Annotated in this window: 18 protein-coding genes and 2 tRNA genes; 16 read left to right on the forward strand and 4 right to left on the reverse strand. The window is 58.6% G+C overall.

All coding sequences use genetic code 11. From position 1 onward, the window contains the following. Positions 1-158: 158 nt before the first annotated feature. The 11 genes from ACSVIK_RS15375 to ACSVIK_RS15425 all read left to right on the forward strand — a co-directional run bounded on the left by ACSVIK_RS15375 (position 159) and on the right by ACSVIK_RS15425 (position 11,138). Positions 159-1,292: an N-acetyl sugar amidotransferase gene (locus tag ACSVIK_RS15375; RefSeq protein WP_442445152.1), complete on the forward strand. Its 1,134-nt coding sequence runs from the start codon at positions 159-161 to the stop codon at positions 1,290-1,292. Further along, on the forward strand, positions 1,289-1,903 hold the full coding sequence (gene hisH / locus ACSVIK_RS15380) for an imidazole glycerol phosphate synthase subunit HisH (protein ID WP_442445135.1): 615 nt from the start codon (positions 1,289-1,291) through the stop codon (positions 1,901-1,903). Before ACSVIK_RS15375 ends, hisH begins: the two co-directional genes overlap by 4 nt. 1 nt (position 1,904) lies before the next feature. Further along, complete coding sequence (locus ACSVIK_RS15385) at positions 1,905-2,690, forward strand: AglZ/HisF2 family acetamidino modification protein (protein WP_442445136.1); 786 nt, start codon at positions 1,905-1,907, stop codon at positions 2,688-2,690. A gap of 31 nt (positions 2,691-2,721) precedes the next feature. Then, positions 2,722-3,756 (forward strand): polysaccharide biosynthesis protein, encoded by a 1,035-nt coding sequence (locus tag ACSVIK_RS15390; RefSeq protein WP_442445137.1) that lies wholly within the window; start codon positions 2,722-2,724, stop codon positions 3,754-3,756. Between the two features lie 2 nt (positions 3,757-3,758). Beyond that, the gene (gene wbjC, locus ACSVIK_RS15395; RefSeq protein ID WP_442445138.1) at positions 3,759-4,862 is read left to right on the forward strand and encodes a UDP-2-acetamido-2,6-beta-L-arabino-hexul-4-ose reductase; all 1,104 of its coding nucleotides are present in this window, start codon (positions 3,759-3,761) and stop codon (positions 4,860-4,862) included. Continuing rightward, complete coding sequence (gene wecB / locus ACSVIK_RS15400; RefSeq protein ID WP_442445139.1) at positions 4,859-5,989, forward strand: non-hydrolyzing UDP-N-acetylglucosamine 2-epimerase; 1,131 nt, start codon at positions 4,859-4,861, stop codon at positions 5,987-5,989. Before wbjC ends, wecB begins: the two co-directional genes overlap by 4 nt. Beyond that, positions 5,974-7,161: a glycosyltransferase gene (locus ACSVIK_RS15405; RefSeq protein ID WP_442445140.1), complete on the forward strand. Its 1,188-nt coding sequence runs from the start codon at positions 5,974-5,976 to the stop codon at positions 7,159-7,161. The genes wecB and ACSVIK_RS15405 overlap by 16 nt, the downstream gene beginning before the upstream one ends. Next, a complete protein-coding gene (locus ACSVIK_RS15410) occupies positions 7,151-8,101 on the forward strand; it encodes a UDP-glucose 4-epimerase family protein (RefSeq protein ID WP_442445141.1) in 951 nt (316 codons plus the stop codon). The genes ACSVIK_RS15405 and ACSVIK_RS15410 overlap by 11 nt, the downstream gene beginning before the upstream one ends. Continuing rightward, on the forward strand, positions 8,085-8,642 hold the full coding sequence (locus ACSVIK_RS15415; protein ID WP_442445142.1) for a sugar transferase: 558 nt from the start codon (positions 8,085-8,087) through the stop codon (positions 8,640-8,642). Before ACSVIK_RS15410 ends, ACSVIK_RS15415 begins: the two co-directional genes overlap by 17 nt. An 86-nt stretch (positions 8,643-8,728) precedes the next feature. After that, positions 8,729-10,735 (forward strand): polysaccharide biosynthesis protein, encoded by a 2,007-nt coding sequence (locus ACSVIK_RS15420; RefSeq protein WP_442445143.1) that lies wholly within the window; start codon positions 8,729-8,731, stop codon positions 10,733-10,735. 79 nt (positions 10,736-10,814) lie between these two features. Then, positions 10,815-11,138 carry a ComEA family DNA-binding protein gene (locus ACSVIK_RS15425; protein ID WP_442445144.1) on the forward strand — a complete coding sequence of 108 codons (324 nt, stop codon included), beginning with the start codon at positions 10,815-10,817 and terminating at the stop codon, positions 11,136-11,138. Positions 11,139-11,617: 479 nt separating this feature from the next. Here ACSVIK_RS15425 and ACSVIK_RS15430 read toward each other — a convergent pair. After that, positions 11,618-11,693, reverse strand: a tRNA-Asn gene (locus tag ACSVIK_RS15430). A 175-nt stretch (positions 11,694-11,868) separates the two neighbouring features. Between ACSVIK_RS15430 and ACSVIK_RS15435 the strand changes: the two genes are divergently transcribed. Beyond that, positions 11,869-12,657 carry a metallophosphoesterase gene (locus ACSVIK_RS15435; RefSeq protein WP_442445145.1) on the forward strand — a complete coding sequence of 263 codons (789 nt, stop codon included), beginning with the start codon at positions 11,869-11,871 and terminating at the stop codon, positions 12,655-12,657. A 32-nt stretch (positions 12,658-12,689) separates the two neighbouring features. On the opposite strand, the gene ACSVIK_RS15440 is transcribed toward ACSVIK_RS15435, so the two are convergent. Further along, positions 12,690-13,886 carry an amino acid aminotransferase gene (locus tag ACSVIK_RS15440; RefSeq protein ID WP_442445146.1) on the reverse strand — a complete coding sequence of 399 codons (1,197 nt, stop codon included), beginning with the start codon at positions 13,884-13,886 and terminating at the stop codon, positions 12,690-12,692. Between the two features lie 245 nt (positions 13,887-14,131). Here ACSVIK_RS15440 and uvrB point away from each other — a divergent pair, with 245 nt between their 5' ends. After that, positions 14,132-16,147, forward strand: coding sequence for an excinuclease ABC subunit UvrB (gene uvrB / locus ACSVIK_RS15445; protein WP_442445147.1), 2,016 nt, complete (start codon positions 14,132-14,134; stop codon positions 16,145-16,147). A 134-nt stretch (positions 16,148-16,281) separates the two neighbouring features. On the opposite strand, the gene ACSVIK_RS15450 is transcribed toward uvrB, so the two are convergent. Together ACSVIK_RS15450 and ACSVIK_RS15455 are read right to left on the reverse strand one after the other, a co-directional pair. Beyond that, the gene (locus ACSVIK_RS15450) at positions 16,282-17,775 is read right to left on the reverse strand and encodes an MDR family MFS transporter (protein ID WP_442445153.1); all 1,494 of its coding nucleotides are present in this window, start codon (positions 17,773-17,775) and stop codon (positions 16,282-16,284) included. Positions 17,776-17,824: 49 nt separating this feature from the next. Further along, a complete protein-coding gene (locus tag ACSVIK_RS15455) occupies positions 17,825-18,874 on the reverse strand; it encodes an HlyD family secretion protein (RefSeq protein ID WP_442445148.1) in 1,050 nt (349 codons plus the stop codon). A gap of 108 nt (positions 18,875-18,982) precedes the next feature. On the opposite strand from ACSVIK_RS15455, the gene ACSVIK_RS15460 reads away from it, so the two are divergent. The 3 genes from ACSVIK_RS15460 (at position 18,983) to ACSVIK_RS15470 (ending at position 21,675) form a co-directional block, all read left to right on the forward strand. After that, complete coding sequence (locus tag ACSVIK_RS15460; protein WP_442445149.1) at positions 18,983-19,903, forward strand: LysR family transcriptional regulator; 921 nt, start codon at positions 18,983-18,985, stop codon at positions 19,901-19,903. 32 nt (positions 19,904-19,935) lie between these two features. Then, the gene (gltX, locus tag ACSVIK_RS15465) at positions 19,936-21,417 is read left to right on the forward strand and encodes a glutamate--tRNA ligase (RefSeq protein WP_442445150.1); all 1,482 of its coding nucleotides are present in this window, start codon (positions 19,936-19,938) and stop codon (positions 21,415-21,417) included. A gap of 182 nt (positions 21,418-21,599) precedes the next feature. After that, a tRNA-Ala gene (locus ACSVIK_RS15470) sits at positions 21,600-21,675 on the forward strand. The last annotated feature ends 1 nt before the right edge of the window (position 21,676 follow it).

Raw genomic sequence — 21,676 nt, forward strand, 5'->3', positions numbered from 1 at the left:
GAATAAGTGGCTGTGTGGTTTTTATTCGATGCATAGAATGGCTCTTTGTTGTTGTGATAGGCTTTGGCTAACTGGTGTCGTAAACCGGATCTCAATGATTGGTGAGTGGTGGTGATAATGATTGCACTGCTCTTAAGTTTTTGACTGAAGAGGTGGTTGTGGAGTATCAAGTTTGTACGTCCTGTATTATGGATAGCACTGATCCAGGCATTAGTTTTGATGCCGGCGGCGTTTGTGATTTCTGCAATAACTTCAAATCAGAAATTGCCCCCAATTGGCATCCTGATGCGCGCGGGGAGGCTGAGCTTGCAGCACTCGCCGCAAAGATCAAGAAGCAGGGTGAGGGCAAGGATTTCGACTGCATCATTGGCTTGAGCGGCGGCCTCGACAGTTCTTACGCGGCTTATATTGCGAAGGAGAAGATGGGACTGCGCCCGTTGCTTTTCCATGTCGATGCCGGTTGGAATACCGACCAGGCCGTAGGTAATATCGAGAAACTGGTAGATGGCCTCGGCCTTGATCTTTACACCGAGGTCATCAACTGGGAAGAAATGAAGGATCTGCAGGTGGCATTCTTGCGTTCGCAGATTGCGGATCAGGACTTGCCTCAGGATGCTGCCTTTTTCTCCGGCCTGTACAAGTTCGCACGCAAGCATGGCATCAAGTACGTGCTGACCGGGGGTAACTATTCCACCGAGTGCTGCCGCGAGCCTGAGGAGTGGGGCGGCTACCCGGGCATCGACAAGACCCTGTTCGCGGATATTCACAAACGCTTCGGCAAGCGGCCGCTGAAAACCTTCCCTCTGGTCGATATCATGACCTACAAGATCCTCTATCAGCGGGTGCTGGGGATGGAGATCGTCAAGCCGCTCAACCTGGTGCCTTACGTCAAGAAAGACGCGGAGGCAGAGCTGGAGCAGCGTTTCGGTTGGCAGAAGTTCCAGCACAAGCATCACGAGTCGCGCTTCACGCGCTTCTACGAGGATTATTGGATGCCTCGCAAATTCGGCTATGAGAAGCGCCGTGCGCATTTCTCCAGCCTGATCATGACGGGACAGATGACTCGCGACGAAGCGCTGGAACGTATCGCCAAGCCCGAGATGGACGAGCAATTCCTGAAAACTGAATTCGAGTTCGTTGCCAACAAACTGGGGCTTTCGGTCGATGAGTTGCAGGCGATTTTCGAGGGCGAAAACAAGACGTATCGGGATTACAAGAACAAGCGCTTTCTAATCGGCATCGGTTCGCGTGTAATGAGCGCCCTCGGATTGGAGAGAAGACTTTTCAGATGATCACCATCATCGATTACGGTCTGGGTAACATTCAGGCCTTCGTGAACGTTTACAAACGCCTGCATATACCGGTCACGGTAGCGAGCAGCGCTGATCAGCTCGCTGGTGCCAGCAGACTAATCCTGCCAGGCGTGGGCGCCTTCGACCATGCCATGCAGCGCCTGAATGCGTCTGGAATGCGACAAACGCTCGATGACATGGTTCTTGGCCAGGGTATTCCCGTGCTCGGCATCTGCGTGGGCATGCAAATGCTCGCCGACTCCAGTGATGAGGGTGTGCTGCCGGGCCTAGGCTGGATTCCGGGCCGCGTGCGCAATTTCCATTCCGTAGCTGAGTCCAGCGAGCTGGCTCTGCCGCACATGGGCTGGAACGATGTGCTGCCTGCCGCCGGTAGCCCGTTGTTTCAGGGGCAACAGGAGAGCTGGCTGTTCTACTTCCTTCACTCCTACTTTTTCGAGTGCGCTGACCCTGCGCATATCGCGGCGACGGCGACTTATGGCGCCAGCTTCAGTTGCTCCGTTGCTTCGAAGAATGTGTATGGGGTGCAGTTCCATCCCGAGAAGAGTCACCACTGCGGTGTCGCCTTGCTGAAGAACTTCGCGGAATTGTGAAATGTTGAGACCACGCATCATCCCCTGTTTGTTGATCCAGGATAGCGGTCTGGTGAAGACCGTACGCTTCAAGGATCCCAAGTATGTCGGCGATCCGATCAACGCCGTGAAGATTTTCAACGAGAAGGAAGCGGACGAGCTGATCGTCATCGATATCGATGCCAGTGCCCATGACCGTGAGCCGGACTATCAGAAGATCGCTCACCTTGCTTCCGAGTGCAGAATGCCGCTGTGTTACGGTGGGGGCGTGCGTACCGCCGAGCAGGCCAAGCGCATCATCGCCCTGGGCGTCGAGAAGGTAGCAATCAGTTCGGCTGCGTTGGCCAACCCCGTGCTGATCAGCGAAATCGCCGCTGAGATCGGTCGGCAAAGTGTTGTGGTGGTTCTGGATCACAAGCAGCGGTTGCTGGGGAAAACGCAGGATGTCTGGACGCATAACGGCACGCGCAATACCAAGCGCAACGTCATCGAAGTAGCGCTGGAAATGGAAAAGCTCGGGGCGGGCGAGATCGTAATCAATTCCATTGATAACGACGGCAAGATGAAGGGCTATGATGTGGCCCTGGCTGCTCAGTTGCGTGAGACCCTTACGGTGCCACTTACAGTGCTCGGCGGGGGTGGTTGCCTCGATGACATGCACAAGGTGGTCGCTGCCTGCGGTGTGGTGGGCGTGGCGGCGGGGAGCTTCTTCGTCTTCAAAGGCCCTTATCGCGCTGTGTTGATCAGCTACCCCACCGCACAGCAGAAACGTGACTCTATTTATTCAGCCTTGCAAGGCCGCCGCTAGGCTGTCTCGCATTCAGATTTCAGGATTGCATATGTTCAATGGAAAGAAGCTGCTCATCTCCGGCGGCACGGGTTCCTTCGGCAATGCCGTACTCAAGCGCTTCCTCGATACTGATATCGCTGAGATTCGCATCTTCAGCCGGGATGAGAAGAAGCAGGATGACATGCGCAAGCATTACGCCAGTCCCAAGCTGAAGTTCTACATCGGTGACGTGCGTGATTACCAGAGCATTTTGAATGCGACCCGGGGTGTCGATTACATATTTCATGCGGCTGCGCTCAAGCAGGTTCCGTCTTGTGAATTTCACCCTATGGAAGCGGTCAAGACCAATGTGGTAGGTACCGAAAATCTGCTTGAGGCGGCCATCCAGAATCGCGTCAAGCGAGTTGTGTGCCTGAGTACTGATAAGGCCGTTTACCCAATCAACGCTATGGGTATATCCAAGGCTATGATGGAAAAGGTCATGGTGGCCAAGTCCCGTAACCTCGACGACTCCGGCACGGTCATCTGCGGCACCCGCTATGGCAACGTAATGGCGTCTCGCGGCTCGGTGATTCCATTGTTCATCGATCAGATCCGGGCGGGTAAGCCGCTGTCGATCACTGATCCGAACATGACCCGCTTCATGATGACCCTGGCCGATGCGGTCGACCTGGTGCTCTATGCGTTCGAGCATGGTCGCAATGGTGATCTGTTCGTGCAGAAAGCGCCTGCGGCGACCGTAGAAGTGCTTGCGCAAGCGCTGACCTCTTTGTTGGGCAAGCCAGAACACCCAATTCAGGTCATCGGTACACGTCATGGTGAGAAACTTTACGAGGCGTTGCTGAGCCGTGAGGAGATGGCCTGCGCCGAGGATCATGGCGAATACTACCGCGTGCCGCCGGATCTGCGCGACCTGAACTACAGCAAGTTCGTGGAACAGGGCGAAGAGCGTATTTCTCATATGCAGGATTACAACTCGCACAACACCGAGCGCCTTGACGTACAGGGCATGCAGGAGCTGTTGCTCAAGTTGAATTTCATGCGCGCCATTCAGCGTGGCGAAGACGCAGCGCCCGAGGAGTGAGCATGAAGGTACTGATCACCGGAGCTAATGGTTTCGTTGGCAAGAATCTGATCGTTCATCTAGGGGAGCGTGCGGATGTCGAGATTCTCACGTTCGGTCGTTCCGACGATTTAGAGGCGCTTGCTGCGCGTGTTGCCCAGGCAGATTTTATTTTCCATCTGGCAGGGGTAAATCGCCCCCAGGATCCTGCGGAATTCGGTCAGGGCAATACCGAACTGACCATTGAGCTTTGCAAGGCCATCGTGGCCAGTGGCCGGCAGATCCCGGTCGTGTATACGTCGTCGAGCCAGGCCGCGCTGGATAACCCTTACGGAGCGAGCAAACGCGGCGCCGAAGAGGCCCTGCAGGCGCTCTCGCGGGAGCATGGTAGCCCGGTGCATATTCTGCGCCTGCCGAATGTATTCGGCAAATGGGCCAAGCCTAACTACAACTCGGCAGTGGCCACCTTCTGTCACAATATTGCCCGGGATTTGCCCATCCAGATCAACGATCCGGCTGCCATCGTCACCCTGGTGTATATCGATGACGTGATTGGCCATTTCCTCGCCTTGTTGGCGGGAGATGAGGTCGGTGTCGGAGTGCAGCCGCAATATCGGGTGAGCGTGGGCGAGATAGCCGAGCGCCTCCATGGTTTCAAGCAAAGCCGCAGTACGCTGATCACGGATCGGGTGGGTGAAGGCTTTGTGCGTGCCTTGTACTCGACCTACTTGAGTTATCTGCCGCCCGATCGATTCACCTACGAGGTGCCGAAGTACGGCGATCCACGTGGTGTGTTCGTCGAGATGTTGAAAACCCCCGATAGCGGGCAGTTCTCGTTTTTCACCGCGCACCCAGGTATCACCCGTGGCAGCCATTATCACCACACCAAGACCGAGAAGTTTCTGGTCATCAAGGGGCGCGCCCGCTTTGGGTTTCGCCATATGACCTCGGGTGAGCTCCATGAGGTCGTCACTGAGGGCGATAAACCACAGATCGTCGAAACCGTACCCGGCTGGACACATGACATCACCAATATTGGCGACGATGAAATGATCGTGATGCTCTGGGCCAACGAGATCTTCGACCGTGCGCATCCTGATACCTACGCTTGCCAGGTGAAACCATGAAAAAACTGAAAGTTGCCACGGTCGTTGGCACCCGCCCCGAAATCATCCGCCTGGCACGAGTGATGGCCAAGCTGGACGAGCACTGCGATCACGTATTGATCCATACCGGACAAAATTACGATTACGAACTCAACGAGATCTTTTTCGACGATTTAGGTATTCGCCGCCCGGATCATTTTCTCAATGCTGCAGGTGCCACGGGCGCCGAGACCATTGGTAATGTGATCATCGCGGTCGACAAGGTGTTGGCTGAAGTCCAGCCGGATGCATTGTTGGTGCTGGGCGATACCAATAGTTGCATGGCGGTGATACCGGCCAAGCGACGCAAGATTCCTACCTTCCATATGGAAGCAGGTAACCGTTGTTTCGACATGCGAGTGCCGGAGGAGATCAACCGCCGCATCGTCGATCACACGGCGGATATCAACTTGACCTATAGCACCATCGCCCGCGACTACCTGCTGCGTGAAGGGCTGTCGCCGGATATGGTGATCAAGACCGGCAGTCCGATGTTCGAGGTGCTGACCTATTATCGTGAAGGCATCGACGCCTCCGACGTCCTTCAGCGCCTTGGGCTGGAGGAGGGTAGGTTCTTCGTGGTCAGTGCACACCGTGAAGAGAACATCGATTCCGAGAAAAACTTCCGCAAGCTGGCCGAAACCTTGAATCAGGTCGCCGCGCACTACAATCTGCCGGTGATCGTGTCCACTCACCCGCGAACCCAAAAGCGTGTGGATGCACTGGGCGTGACCTTTCACCCCAATGTGCGGTTGCTCAAGCCGCTGGGCTTTAAGGACTACAACAAGCTGCAGGCCTGCGCCAAGGCGGTTTTGTCCGACAGTGGCACCATCTCGGAAGAGTCTTCGATCCTGAACTTCCCGGCGCTGAATATACGTGAGGCGCATGAGCGTCCCGAGGGCATGGAAGAAGCTGCCGTGATGATGGTAGGGCTCGAGGTTGAGCGAGTGATGCAGGCGCTCCAGGTGATCGAAACCCAAGGTCGTGGCGACCAGCGCAGCTTGCGCTTGGTGGACGATTACAGCATGCCCAACGTGGCGGACAAGGTAGTGCGGATCGTTCACAGCTATCGCGACTACGTTATGCGTACGGTTTGGAAGCGGTACTGATGCCTGGCGAAAAATTGGTCATTATCAATCGAAGCTTCTGGCCGGTATACCCTGTGATCGGTGAAGCGCTACTGCGCTTCGCTGAGCAGGCCGCTGCCAATAACGTTTCGGTGTCGGTAATCCTGCAAGATCATGCGGACATTCGCTCCAGACTGGCAGAAGAAAATCGCGGCAAAGGAGTCTGCTTTTTTCCGGTAAAAGCATGGACAAGTTCTTCCAGTACGGTACTGGCACGAGTTGTTGATGCCATTTTCTTCATGCTCTGGGTGTTCGGGATGCTTTTGAAATTGCGGCCTAATAGAGTTTATATTTCAACTGACCCTCCTGTCGTGGTTCCCTTCATTGTGATGATTTATTGCAAGATTTTTAGAGCTGAATATATATATCATCTTCAGGATATTCATCCGGAGGCTGCAGATGTAGTTGTGCCTGTTCAGCGATGGGTTTTTAAATTACTCAAGTGGGCCGATGTGCTGGTCATGAGAAAAGCCACTCGGCTTATTACTATAACCGAGCAGATGGCGGGATACATCCGTATGCGTTCATCCACCCAGGCCCCTGTTCATGTGCTCGAGAATCCTGCCGTTTCCTTTGACTCTATCGAGTTGAAAAGCAAAAAAACACCTGGTTTTTCTTTCTGTGGTAATGCGGGAAGGCTTCAGCGGATCCCGCTTCTGATCAATGCTATAGAAAAGTATTTGTCGGGCGGTGGATCTTTGAAATTCGCGTTCGCTGGCGGTGGTGTTTTCAGTGGTCAGCTAAAAGCACTCTCTGAGAAACATGCGAATGTCGACTATTATGGTCTGGTGAGCGCTAGGGAGGCTGCGCAAATTAACGCTGACTATGAGTGGGCAATCTTGCCTATCGTGGATGAAGTGACGCAGTATGCGTTCCCCAGCAAATCGTCTTCATACGTTTTTTCCGGGGCGAAAATTCTTGCGATCAGTGGCAGCGAGACCAGTGTTTCTCGTTGGGTTGTAGATAATAGGCTGGGGATTGCTGTGCCGCCCAATGTCGATTCTGTTGTCTCTGCATTTCAAGAAGTCGAACGATCAAATTACTCTTTCTTGGATATCGATATGGAAAGACATGGGCTCAAGAAAAGGCTGAATTTCGATTCCTTCGTTTCCAGGCTCGACTCTATTGTTTTGGGGGCTAGTTATGGCTCTTGAGCCAAGAGTTGTGGTGACTGGGGCTAACGGTTTTGTAGGGCGTCATTTGGTTGGTGTTTTACAGCGTCGAGGCGTCGACTTCTTGGCACTTTCTCGAACAGGCACTTCTACAGGTTATTCCAGTCTTACAATTTCTTCTTTGGGCGATATGGAGGCTATGAAAGCTGTTTTGAACGGTTATTCGGTGGTCATCCACGTTGCTGCGCGCGCTCACGTGATGCAAGATTCCGTTAGCGACCCTATTACAGAGTATCGTCGCGTCAATACTGAGATTACTCTGAACTTGGCCAAGGCGGCTGTCGCGGCAGGTGTGCGACGTTTTATTTTCATCAGTTCTATAAAGGTTCATGGTGAGGAGACTGCTTTAGGTTCCCCTTACCGAGCTTCTGACACCCTGATGCCCGACGATCCATATGGCTTGTCCAAGCTAGAGGCCGAACAGGGTCTTATGAAGCTGGCAAGCGAGACCGGGTTGGAGATCGTCATCATCCGACCGCCCTTGGTTTATGGGCCGGGCGTCAAGGGCAACTTTGCCAGCCTGATCAAGCTCGTGAGCAAAGGGTTGCCGCTGCCATTAGGGGCTATTCATAACAAACGCTCTCTGGTGGGTATAGACAATCTGGTTGACCTGATCGTCCGTTGCATCGACCATCCGGCAGCTATCAATCAGGTCTTTCTTGCTGGAGATGGTGAGGATCTGTCAACGACCGAGCTGCTGCGTGGCGTGGCTGAAGCCATGGGGAGGCCCGCGCGTTTGATTCCTGTGCCCGCTGCTTTGCTCAGCCTGGGTGCAACGCTATTGGGCAAGCGTGCCGTCGCTCAGCGCTTGCTGGGGTCACTGCAGGTGGATATCAGCAAAACAAGGGAGTTGTTAGGTTGGGAGCCTCCCGTTTCCGTCAAAGAAGGTTTGAGAAGGTGTGTTCGTGATTCGTCTGTTTGATGTTCTGTTTGCTTCGCTGGGGTTGGTGTTCGGTTTTCCCGTACTGCTGTTGATCTATGTGTTGGGCCTTTTCGATACCGGCTCGCCGTTGTTCCGTCAGGAGCGCGTAGGGCGCAACCAGAAGCCTTTCATCCTGGTCAAGTTTCGCACCATGACGGTCGATACGGCCTCTGTGGCCAGCCATCTGGCTTCCAGTGCTTCCATCACGCGCCTCGGTGCTTTTTTGCGTAAAACCAAGCTTGACGAATTGCCGCAGCTTTGGAACGTGTTGAAAGGGGAAATGAGTCTGGTAGGGCCACGCCCAGGGCTGTCCAATCAGCAGGAGCTGACAGCGGAGCGCGACAGTCGTGGCGTGTTCGATGTACGGCCGGGTATCACTGGCTTGGCTCAGGTGAGCGATATTGATATGTCGACACCGCAATTGCTGGCGGAAACCGATCAGCGGATGATCCGTGAGCTGACATTGGCGCATTATTTCAAGTACATCTTCATGACGGTGCTGGGTAAGGGAGCTGGTGATCGCGTGCGTTCTTCGTCGTGAGCCAGAAGTGGCGATGCTCAGCGTGTTGCGCATTCACAGGTTCTGCTAGTGCACGTTCAAGGGATATGAAAAGTTGAGAGGTCGTGATGTTAAAGGCTGCTGATCGCCTGCGTGAGCGTTTGATTGGGTTGTCTCGACGCTCCAAGCGCATGCTTCAGGTCATGACGGATGTCGTGCTGGTCTGGTGCGCGCTGTGGTTGGCTTTCGTAGTGCGCATGGGGGAGCTGGATGCTGCCCACCCTTTTGGTCATCACGCTTGGCTTTTTGCCCTGGCACCTCTTCTTTCTGTGCCTATTTTCATCCGCATGGGGATGTATCGGGCGGTGATGCGTTACTTCGGCAATGATGCGCTGAAGAGCATTTTCAAAGCCGTTTCACTTTCTGCCTTGCTACTGGCTCTGGCGGTTTACTGGTACCGCGATGCACCGGCAGTGATCCCGCGTTCCATGGTGCTCAATTATTGGTGGTTGAGCCTGATGATGATTGGCGGGCTGCGCCTGTTGATGCGTCAGTACTTCATGGGGGACTGGTTTTCTGCCGATCGCCCCAATCGACTGCAGATACGTGATCAGGGCTTGCCGCGAGTGGCCATCTACGGCGCTGGCGCAGCCGGTAACCAGTTACTGGCAGCTCTTCGCATGGGGCGTACGCTGACGCCAGTGGCTTTCATCGATGATGATTCTTCCATTGCCAAGCGCGTGATTGCAGGGCTCAGGGTCTACAAGCCCAAGCATATCCAGCAGATGATCGAGGAAACCGGCGCCCAGGAAATTCTCCTTGCGGTGCCTTCCGCCTCGCGGGCTCGCCGGCGAGAGATTCTCGAGCTGCTCGGTCAGTACAATCTGCATGTTCGCAGCGTGCCTGGCTTCATGGATCTGGCCAGTGGCCGGGTGAAGGTGGATGACGTGCAGGAGGTTGACATCGCCGACCTGCTGGGGCGTGATCCGGTGCCGCCGCAGAAGGCCTTGTTCGAGCGCTGCATTCGTAACCAGGTGGTCATGGTCACCGGGGCGGGTGGGTCGATTGGCTCGGAGCTCTGCCGGCAGATTCTTTCCAGTGAGCCTAAGACCCTGCTGTTGTTCGAGCACAGCGAGTTCAACCTCTACAGCATCCATGCCGAGTTGCTGGGTCGGATCAAGCGTGAGTCCCTGGCCGTTCAGTTGATCCCCATTCTGGGCTCCATTCGCAACCCGGAGCGGCTCGAGGAGGTGATGTCGAGCTGGGCGGTGGATACGGTCTATCACGCCGCAGCGTACAAGCATGTGCCGATGGTGGAGCACAATATTGCCGAAGGCGTGCTGAACAACGTGTTCGGCACCCTGTTCACCGCCCAGGCTGCAGTCAAGGCCGGGGTTGCGCATTTCGTCCTGATTTCCACGGACAAGGCGGTGCGACCGACCAATGTGATGGGCAGCACCAAGCGTTTGGCCGAAATGGTATTGCAGGCACTCAGTGGTGAACCGGCGCCTGTGCTCTGGGGGCGCGAAGAGAAAGTGCATCGGGTGAACAAGACCCGTTTCACCATGGTGCGCTTCGGTAATGTGCTGGGTTCTTCTGGTTCGGTGATTCCGCTGTTCCACGAGCAGATTCGGCGTGGTGGCCCAGTGACGGTGACGCACCCCAATATCACGCGTTACTTCATGACCATTCCCGAAGCGGCGCAACTGGTGATTCAGGCTGGCTCCATGGGGGAGGGCGGTGACGTCTTCGTTTTGGACATGGGGCAGCCCGTGAAGATTGCCGACCTGGCGGAAAAGATGATTCAGCTCAGTGGTTTGAGCGTGCGCTCGGTCGATAACCCCCATGGAGATATTTCCGTGGAGTTTTCGGGGTTGCGCCCCGGTGAGAAGCTCTACGAAGAGCTATTGATCGGTGACAATGTCAGCCCCACCGAGCATTCGATGATCATGCGTGCCAACGAAGAGATGTTGCCCTGGGCGCAATACAGGCAAGTGCTGCAGGCACTCCATGAGGCGGTGGCGCGTGAGGACTACGAGCGCGTGCGGCAGCTTTTGCGCGAGGTGGTCTCCGGTTATCGTCCCGAGGGGGAGATCGTCGACTGGCTTTACTTGCAGAAGCGCACGGAGAGTTGACAGATATTCATCAGTGTGTATGTTGATCCATGTGGGCTAGGTGCCCTCACATGGATCAACTGACGTAAGGATACATATCATGATGAACGTTCGTCTTGCTTCTCTGCTATTCGCCGCTCTGGCTTCCTTCTCCCTGGCTGTTTCTGCAGCCGAAACCTCCAAGGCCGATGCCGCCAAGCCCGTTGCCGCTCAGGTGGCGCCGGCCACCATGGTCAATCTCAATACCGCCGATGCTGCGACCTTGCAGCGTGAGCTGGCGGGTATCGGTGAGACCAAGGCGCAGGCGATCGTTGCGTACCGTGAGCAGCACGGTAAATTCGCATCGGTCGACGAGCTGTTGGAAGTCAAGGGGATTGGCGAGGCAACCCTGGAGAAGAATCGCGACAAGTTGAGCGTGAACTGACGCTTGGCGGCATTACGCTGCTTGAGGCCGGTCTTTTGACCGGCCTTTTTCGTTGTTAGGGGTAGGCTGCAGCTTAAGTGAACAGCGTTACGGTTCATGCTGGGGCTTTTCGTTTTCGGTGGACTCTCACCAAGGCACACCCTAGCGCGAGCAGTCCCCCCTCGCCCCTCTGGGGAGAGGGTTAGGGTGGGCCGCGTTAGGAGAGGGGGCCGGCAGACTTGCGGCGTTTTCAGCCCTCTCCCCCAGCCCCTCTCCCATAAATGGGAGAGGGGAGCAAAGCGCACACGACCTCATGTGAACAGCGTTGCGGTATGAACCAAGGCTTTGAATCTGGCTCCGCGACCTGGACTCGACAGCGAAGCTGAACGCGCTTTAGCGCGGCCCCGAAGGGGTGAGCGAAGCGAATAACCTGGGACGCAGTCCCTGTTGAGAGTCCGCCAAAAACGAAAAAGCCCCGGTATGAACCGAGGCTTTGAATTTGGCTCCGCGACCTGGACTCGAACCAGGGACCCAATGATTAACAGTCATTTGCTCTACCGACTGAGCTATCGCGGAACAACGGCGCGTATGTTACTGATTAAAAAAGGGAAGTCAACACTTTGTGGTGATCTAGTTGCCCATGGAGTGCAAGCGATTCAGCTACTCATCATTGAGCTAGTGATTATTTTCCATCGTGCTTCGGAGCTGGTAGCCTTGCAGACTTGATTATCTCGTAGACTCGGTTTTGCAAATGCAGCCAGGAACCATCCTTACGCACTACTTCACTGTCAATGATCGTGGGCGTGATTTCGTCGTTGGGGATGTCCATGGGCATTTTGAGATGCTTGAGGCCTTGCTGTCCAAGGTCGGTTTTGACGAGTCTGTAGACCGCTTGTTCGTAACGGGTGATCTCATTGATCGCGGCCCGTGCTCTCATCTGATTTTGGAGTGGCTGGATAAGCCCTGGCTTTATGCGGTCAGAGGCAATCATGAGCAGATGATAATCGACAGTGTTGCTGGCGTAGGAGATCCGCCACGACATGCGCGCAATGGGGGGCGATGGTTTTACGAGTGTGAGCTTTCAGAGCGGCTTCGTATCGCTGAGCGCCTAGCGCTCTTGCCTATAGCTATTGAAGTCCGACTGATGAATGGCAATTATGCCGGAATCATCCATTCTGAAATGCCTGGTTGGGAATGCGGTTTCAATTGGAGGCAGGCACTGGCGTTGTTAGCTGTTGCTGATCCTGAACAGCGGCATCACGCCTTTGTTCAGGCTCTTTACGCTAGGAATCGAATCATGGCGCGTGACTGTCGTCCGGTGGAGGGGCTTCATAGGCTCTATGTCGGGCACTCGACGGTTTCCGAGGTGTTGCATTTAGGCAACGTCGTCTACATAGATACCGGCTGTTCATTTCCTGATGGCAAGTTGACCCTTGTCGACATGCTGACTGAGGAAGAATTTTTTTTATGTCCGCAGCAGAAAATGATTTTGTCCGAGGGCATGTCATCAGTCATTTTGCATGCAAAAACGCCGGCATGAATGCCGGCGTTTTTGTTGGTTTCTACTAAGCCTCAGAGCACCGCATGAATCGCGCGGGTGACGCTGTCCAGGTTGCCGTTGTTCAGGGCGGCGACGCAGATACGGCCGGTGCCGACGGCGTAGATACCGAACTCTTCCTTGAGGCGCTCGACCTGCTCCACAGTGAGGCCGGAGTAGGAGAACATGCCGCGCTGCTCAGCGACAAAGCCGAAGTCGCGCTTGGCACCCAGTGCGGTCAGTTGCTCGACCATGGCCAGGCGCATGCTGCGAATTCGCTCGCGCATCTCGCCCAGTTCGGCTTCCCACATGGCGCGCAGTTCTGGGCTGTTGAGCACGCTGGCGACCACGGTGGCGCCGTGGGTCGGTGGGTTGGAGTAGTTGGTGCGGATCACGCGCTTGAGCTGCGACAGTACGCGAGCCGACTCTTCACGGCTGCCAGTGACCAGCGACAGCGCGCCAACACGCTCGCCATACAGCGAGAACGACTTGGAGAAGGAGCTGGAGATGAAGAACTCCAGACCCGAATCGGCGAACAGGCGCACGGCTTCGGCGTCCTGATCGATGCCGTCACCGAAGCCCTGGTAGGCGATGTCGAGGAAGGGCACGTGTTCACGCTCGCGCAACACTTCCAGCACGGCTTTCCAGTCTTCCATCTGCAGGTCGACGCCGGTGGGGTTGTGGCAGCAGGCATGCAGCACGACGATGGAGCGCGCCGGCAGGTTGCGCAGGTCTTCGAGCAGACCGCCACGGTTCACGCCGTTGCTGAACGGATCGTAGTAGCGGTAGTTCTGCACCGGGAAGCCAGCCGCCTCGAACAGCGCGCGGTGGTTCTCCCAGCTCGGGTCGCTGATGGCCACGGTGGCATCGGGCAGCAGGCGTTTGAGGAAGTCGGCGCCGATCTTCAGGGCGCCAGTGCCGCCCAGAGCCTGGGTGGTGATCACACGGCCGGCTTCGATCAGGGCTGCGCCCTTGCCGAACAGCAGTTCCTGCACGGCCTTGTCATAGGCGGCGATGCCTTCGATCGGCAGGTAACCACGCGGTGCATGGGCCTCGATGCGTGCCTTTTCGGCTTCTGCGACGGCGCGCAGCAGCGGAATTCGCCCCTCCTCGTTGTAGTAGACGCCCACGCCAAGGTTGACCTTGGTGCTGCGGGTGTCGGCGTTGAATGCTTCGTTGAGGCCCAGGATGGGATCGCGCGGAGCCATTTCGACGGCGGAGAAGAGACTCATGATGGGTGCGGCAACTCGAGTGAGGGGTGGGAGGCCAGGCGTCCCCGACAAAAGCGCTAGGGGGCGCGTAATCGGGGCGTTAGTATAACGACCCTGAATCCAGGGGGCGACAGCGCAAAGCCCTGAATTAAGGCCTTTTGCCAGGTGATTCGACTCTACCTGGTGCTATTGCCAACTCGCCCTGCAATTCATGGCTTTTGACGCAGTCCGAAGAGAAGCGTCACAGTCATTCGTCGAGGTACTGCATGTCCGAGTTTCAGTTGGTGACCCGCTTCAAGCCTGCCGGCGATCAGCCCGAGGCGATCCGGCAGATGGTCGAGGGGCTGGAGGCCGGTCTGTCGCACCAGACCCTGCTGGGTGTGACCGGCTCGGGCAAGACCTTTTCCGTGGCCAATGTCATCGCCCAGGTGCAGCGCCCGACCCTGGTGCTGGCGCCAAACAAGACCCTGGCTGCGCAGCTCTACGGCGAGTTCAAGGCCTTCTTCCCGAACAACGCGGTGGAGTATTTCGTCTCCTACTACGACTACTACCAGCCGGAAGCCTATGTGCCGTCGTCGGACACCTTCATCGAGAAGGATGCCTCGATCAACGACCATATCGAGCAGATGCGCCTGTCGGCGACCAAGGCGCTGATCGAGCGTAAGGACGTCATCGTGGTCTGCACCGTGTCCTCGATCTACGGCTTGGGTAGCCCCGAGGAGTACCTGAAGATGGTGCTGCACCTCGACCGGGGCGACAAGATGGATCAGCGCGCGCTGCTGCGCCGACTGGCCGAGCTGCAGTACACGCGCAATGACATGGACTTCGCCCGCGCCACTTTCCGTGTGCGTGGCGACGTGATCGACATCTTCCCGGCGGAATCGGATCTGGAAGCCATCCGTGTCGAGCTGTTCGACGACGAGGTGGAGAGCATCAGCGCCTTCGACCCGCTGACCGGCGAGGTGATCCAGAAGCTGCCGCGCTTCACCTTCTACCCCAAGAGCCACTACGTCACGCCGCGCGAAACCCTGCTGGAGGCGGTGGAGCACATCAAGGCCGAGCTGCAGCAGCGTCTGGAATACCTGCGTGGCGCCAACAAGCTGGTGGAGGCGCAGCGCCTGGAGCAGCGCACCCGCTTCGACCTGGAGATGATCCTCGAGTTGGGGTATTGCAACGGCATCGAGAACTACTCGCGCTACCTGTCCGGTCGCCCGGCCGGCGCGCCGCCACCCACCCTGTACGACTACCTGCCGGACGAGGCGCTGCTGGTGATCGACGAATCCCACGTCTCGGTGCCGCAGGTTGGCGCCATGTACAAGGGCGACCGTTCGCGCAAGGAAACCCTGGTGGAGTATGGCTTCCGCCTGCCTTCGGCACTGGACAACCGGCCGATGCGCTTCGAGGAATGGGAGTCGGCCTGCCCGCAGACCATCTTCGTCTCCGCCACGCCCGGGCCATACGAGGGTGAGCATGCCGGGCGGGTGATCGAGCAGGTGGTGCGCCCCACCGGCCTGGTCGACCCCGAGGTGGAAGTGCGCCCGGCGCGCACCCAGGTCGACGACCTGCTGTCGGAGATTCGTCTGCGTGTCGCGGTGGGCGAGCGCGTGCTGGTCACCACCCTGACCAAGCGCATGGCCGAGGATTTGACCGACTACCTGGGCGACCACGACGTCAAGGTGCGCTACCTGCACTCGGACATCGACACGGTGGAGCGGGTGGAGATCATCCGCGACCTGCGCCTGGGTACCTTCGACGTGCTGGTGGGCATCAACCTGCTGCGCGAGGGCCTGGACATGCCCGAAGTGGCGCTGGTGGCCATCCTCGATGCGGACAAGGAAGGCTTCCTGCGCAGCGAGCGCTCGCTGATCCAGACCATCGGCCGCGCGGCGCGTAACCTCAACGGCAAGGCGATTCTCTACGCGGACAACATCACCGGCTCGATGCGTCGAGCCATCGAGGAGACCGAGCGCCGCCGTGCCAAGCAGATGGCCTTCAACGAGGCCAACGGCATCGTGCCCAAGGGCGTGCAGAAGGACATCAAGGACATCCTCGAAGGCGCCGTGGTACCGGGGGCGCGCAGCAACAAGCGCAAGGGCATGGCCAAGGCCGCAGAGGAGAGCGCGCGTTACGAGAGCGAGCTGCGCTCGCCGAGCGAGATCACCAAGCGTATTCGCCAGTTGGAAGAGAAGATGTACCAACTCGCCCGCGACCTGGAGTTCGAGGCTGCAGCGCAGTTGCGCGACGAGATCCAGAAGCTGCGTGATCGCTTGTTGCAGGTGTAGCGCAGCCAATAATCCCATTCCCGGATTGCATCCGGGCTACATCCTGCGTCCATGCAGTTCTGTAGGGTGGATCACGCTTTACCGATCCACCGCCTTGGTGGATGCAAAAAGCGGCATCCACCCTACGACCGGACTCAATGCGCCGCGTTGGCCCCGGCCATGTTCTGCGGCAGCTTTCGCGTCAGCAGGATCGCCAGCATGCTCACGGCCAGGGCGATGCCGATGGCATGGAAGGCATCGTTGTAGGCCATGATGGTGGCCTGTTCATGGGCGATCTGGCTCAGCCTGGCCAATGCCGCCTGTTCGCTACCCAGGGTCTGTGTCAGCAGGTGCAGGCGTTCGTCCACCTGCGGGTTGGTCGGCACGATGGATTCGCGCAGGTAGTCGAAATAGACCTTGGTGCGTGCGTCCAGCAGGGTGGCCAGCAGGGCGATGCCGATGGCACCGCCGAGATTGCGCAGGATGTTGAACAGGCTGGAGGCCGAGCCGGCATCCTGGGGCAGGATGTAGGCCGTGGCGATCAGCGACACGGTGACCATCACCAGTGGTTGGCCGAGTGCGCGGACGATCTGGATATGGTTGAACTGCGGCCCGGCGAAGTCCGGGTTGAGCACGCCGGAGAAGAAACTCGCCGCGCCGAACAGGGCGAAGCCCAGGGCGCATAGCCACTTTGGCGAGATGATCTTCATCAGCTTGGGCACCAGCGGGATCAGGAACAACTGCGGTATGCCCATCCACATGATCACTTCGCCGATCTGCATGGCGTTGTAACCCTGAATCTGCGCCAGGTACAGCGGCAGCACGTAGATCGAACCGTACAGCCCCACGCCGAGGCCCAGGCTGGAAATGCTGGACAGGCCGAAGTTGCGCTCGCGCAGTACGCCAAGGTTGATCAGCGGGTTTGGGCGGGAAATCTGCAGGATGACGAACAGAATCAGGCTGACCAGCGCCACGCTGCCCAGGCCGACGATCAGTTGCGACTCCAGCCAGTCCTTGCGGTGGCCTTCTTCGAGAAACACTTGCAGGCAGCCCAGGCCCAGGCCCAGAGTGGCGATGCCGGCGTAGTCGGTGGTCTTCAGCAGCTCCCAGTGCGGCGCCTTCTTCTCCAGGCCGTAGAGCAGGCCGGCAATCATGATCAGGCCGGGCGGCACGTTGATGTAGAAGATGTATTCCCAGCCCCAGTTTTCGGTCAGCCAGCCGCCTAGCGTGGGGCCGATGGAGGGCGCGAAGGTAGCGGTGATGGCGAACAGCGCCATGCCCTTGGCGCGGTGATGCTCGGGCAGCTTGATCAGCGTCATGGTGAACGCCAGCGGGATCAGCGCGCCGCCGGTGAAGCCCTGCAGGGCGCGAAACACGATCATGCTCTCCAGGCTCCAGGCCATGGAGCACAGCAGCGAGGCGATCAAAAAGCCCACCGATACCCACACCGCCAGGCGCCGCGCAGAAAGGAGCTGCACCAGCCAGGCGGTGAGCGGAATCATGATGATCTCGGCCACCAGATAGGAGGTGGAGATCCACGAGCCTTCTTCCAGTGTGGCGGACAGCGCACCCTGGATGTCCTTGAGTGAGGAGTTGGTGATCTGGATGTCCAGCACCGCCATGAAGGCGCCGAGCATGGCGCTCATCACGGCGATCCAGTCGCGGCGGCTGGGTTCTGCCGTCGCCCGGATCAGCGCATCACCCGTCATGGCGTTGGTCGCTGCGCAGGTCGACGCTGACTTCCACCGACATGCCGGGGCGGATCAGACCGTGCAGCGGGTTGTCGGCGGCGAAGGTCAGCTTCACCGGAATGCGCTGCACCACCTTGGTGAAGTTGCCGGTGGCGTTGTCCGGCGGCAGCAGGCTGAACTGCGCGCCGGAGGCGGCGAACAGGCTGTCGATGCGGCCCTCGATGGGGGTGTCGGGGTAGCTGTCGAAGCGCAGCTCGGCTTTCTGCCCCGGGCGCATCTGGCCGATCTGGGTTTCCTTGAAGTTGGCCTGCACCCAGATTTCCTGATCCGGCACCAGCGACAGCAGGTAGGCGCCGCCTTGTACCACCTGGCCTTCGCGCGCCGAGCGCTGGCCAACGAAGCCGCTGATCGGCGCATGGATCTGCGTGCGTGAGAGGTTGAGATCGGCCTGTTCCAGGTCGGCCCGAGCGGAGAGGATCTGGGCATCCAGGCGCTTGATCTCGGCCTCCAGGCTGGCCACCTGCTGACGCTGCGCCTGCAGATCGGCCTGGGCCTTGGAGACTTGCGAACGGGCCACGCGGTTGTCGGCAGCCAGGGTGGTGACGCGCTCTTCGGAGACATAACCAGGCTTGCGTAGGGTCTGGGCGCGGTTCAGATCCAGCTGGGCGCGCTCCAGGGTGGCCTGGCTGGCAGCGACATCGGCCTGGCTGGCGGCGATCAGGCTGGCCTGCTGGTCGAGCTTGCTCTGCGCCTGGGCGCGTTCGGCCTGGTGGGTTTGCAGAGCGGCGACGGCGCGCTGGCGTGCCAGGCGAAAGTCGGCATCCTCCAGGGTGACCAGCAGTTCGCCGGCTTCTACGTGCTGGTTATCGCGCACCAGCACTTGTTCGATGCGTGCATTCAACTGGCTGGAAATACGCGTGATCTCGCCCTGAACGTAAGCGTTATCGGTACTCTCGTGGTAGCGCCCGACCAGCAGCCAGTGGCCGAACAGGGTTGCGATTATCAATACCAGCAGGGTCACGAAGATGAGAAGACGACGTTGCAATTGGGCGGGCATGCATGAGGCTCGAAGGCAAACGGAGGGAATGTAAGCAAATTTAACAGTGTTCCGCTGGCGCTAGTAGAGGCTAGACTGGGCATGCTTTGTTGCTTATGGGGAACAATAATGGGGCTGGATGACGCATTGATCTTCACCCGCGTAGTGGAGTGCCACAGCTTCACCCAGGCGGCGGTCAGCCTGGGCATGCAGAAATCCACCGTGAGTCGGCGCATCGTCCTGCTCGAGGAGCGCCTCGGTGTACGCCTGCTCAATCGCACCACGCGCAAGCTGCGCCTGACCGAAGTGGGCCAGGCCTATTACGAGCGGTGTCGGCAGATCATGCTCGATTTCGCCGAGGCCGAGCAGGCCGTGATGCAGTTGCAGCACGAGCCATCGGGCCTGTTGCGCATCAGTGCGCCCATCGAGTTCGGCCAGTTGTTCCTCGGCCGCGTGCTGGGCGAGTTCATGCGCCAGTACCCGCAGATCAATGCCGAAGTGGAACTGACCTCGCGCCTGGTGGATCCGCTGGAGGAGGGGGTGGATATCGCCATCCTGGTCGGCCAGCCGCAGGACTCCAGCCTGATCGCGCGCAAGCTGTTCGAGAGCGCTCGACGTCTCTGCGCCAGCCCGGCCTACCTCGCCGCCCATGGTACGCCGCGCAGCGTGGCGGAGCTGGAGGGGCACCGGGCCATCCTCTTGCAACACGACGCGCCGCGTTACTGGCCGCTGCTGGATGCAAGCGTGCCCTGCCAGCGGGTACTGACCTGCAACAACATCACCTTTGCCCGTGAGGCGGCGGTGGCTGGGGCGGGCATCGCCGGCCTGCCGGTGATGATCAGTGAAGAAGCGGTGCGCAGCGGACGCCTGATCGAGCTGCTGCCCGATGCGCGGCTGCCGGTGGGGGAAATCTACGCGATCTACCCATCGCGGCGTTTCCAGGCGATGAAGGTCAAGGCCTTCCTCGACTTCCTCATCGCCGCCTTGCCCATCACCCGTGGTGGGTTGCTGGAGCCGGGGCCGGTCAGCCTGCTAACATCGCCCGCTTGATTCACCCTCGTGTCTTCCTTCCGAGAGCATTCATGACCACCGTTCGTACCCGTATCGCGCCATCGCCGACCGGCGATCCCCATGTCGGCACCGCCTATATCGCGCTGTTCAACCTGTGCTTCGCCCGTCAGCACGGTGGCCAGTTCATCTTGCGCATCGAAGACACCGACCAGTTGCGCTCCACTCGTGAGTCCGAGCAGCAGATCTTCGACGCCCTGCGCTGGCTGGGTATCGAATGGGACGAAGGCCCGGACGTCGGCGGCCCGCATGGCCCGTACCGGCAGAGCGAGCGTGGCGAGATCTACAAGAAGTATTCGGACGAACTGGTCGGCAAAGGCCACGCCTTCCCCTGCTTCTGCTCCGCCGAGCGCCTCGATCAGGTGCGCGCGCAGCAGATGGCCAACAAGGAAACCCCACGTTACGACGGTCACTGCATGCATCTTGACCCGGCCGAGGCGCAGCGCCGTATCGCCGCCGGCGAGTCGCACGTGGTGCGCATGAAGGTGCCCAGCGAGGGCGTCTGCGTGGTGCCGGACATGCTCCGTGGCGACGTCGAGATCCCCTGGGATCGCATGGACATGCAGGTGCTGATGAAGGCCGATGGCCTGCCCACCTACTTCCTGGCCAACGTGGTCGACGACCACCTGATGGGCATCACCCACGTGCTGCGCGGCGAGGAATGGCTGCCGTCGGCGCCCAAGCTGATCAAGCTTTACGAGTACTTCGGCTGGGAGCAGCCGGCGCTGTGCTACATGCCACTGCTGCGCAATCCGGACAAGAGCAAGCTGTCCAAGCGCAAGAACCCCACCAGCATCACCTTCTACGAGCGCATGGGCTACCTGCCGCAGGCCATGCTCAATTATCTGGGGCGCATGGGCTGGTCGATGCCGGACGAGCGCGAGAAGTTCTCCCTGGCCGAGATGATCGAGCACTTCGACATCAACCGCGTGTCGCTGGGCGGGCCGATCTTCGATCGGGAGAAGCTGTCCTGGCTCAACGGTCAGTGGCTGCGTGAGCTGCCGGTAGAAACCTTCGCCGCCGAGGTGCAGAAGTGGGCGCTCAATCCCGAGTACCTGATGAAGATCGCGCCGCACGTGCAGGGCAGGGTGGAGACCTTCAGCCAGATCGCACCGCTGGCCGGCTTCTTCTTCTCCGGCGCGCTGAACCTGGATGCCAAGCTGTTCGAGCACAAGAAGCTGTCGCCCGACCAGGTTCGCCAGTTGATGCAATTGATCCTGTGGAAGCTCGAAGCGCTGCGCCAGTGGGAGAAAGATCGCATCACCGGCTGCATCCAGGCGGTGGTGGAACACCTGGAGCTGAAGCTGCGTGATGCCATGCCGCTGATGTTCGCTGCCATCACCGGCCAGGCCAGCTCGGTGTCCGTGCTCGATGCCATGGAAATCCTCGGCCCGGATCTTACCCGCTTCCGCCTGCGCCAGGCGCTGGAGCTGCTCGGCGGTACCTCGAAGAAAGAGACCAAGGAGTGGGAGAAGCTGCTGGCCAGCATCGGTTGAAGGCTGTGTAGGGTGCGCTGTGCGCGCCGCGTGCCGAGTTGTTGAGCATCGGTGCGCATGGCGCACCCTACTGTAAGGCCGGCTCTAAGTAATTGTTCTAGTGGCAAAAAATTTGGGGCCGTAAGAAAAATATTGTTGACAGGCACTCGGGGCGCTCTTAACATGCGCCCCGTCCTCGAGATGGGGCTATAGCTCAGCTGGGAGAGCGCTTGCATGGCATGCAAGAGGTCAACGGTTCGATCCCGTTTAGCTCCACCAA

This window comes from Pseudomonas sp. NCHU5216 (assembly GCF_052156495.1).
GTDB lineage: Bacteria > Pseudomonadota > Gammaproteobacteria > Pseudomonadales > Pseudomonadaceae > Aquipseudomonas.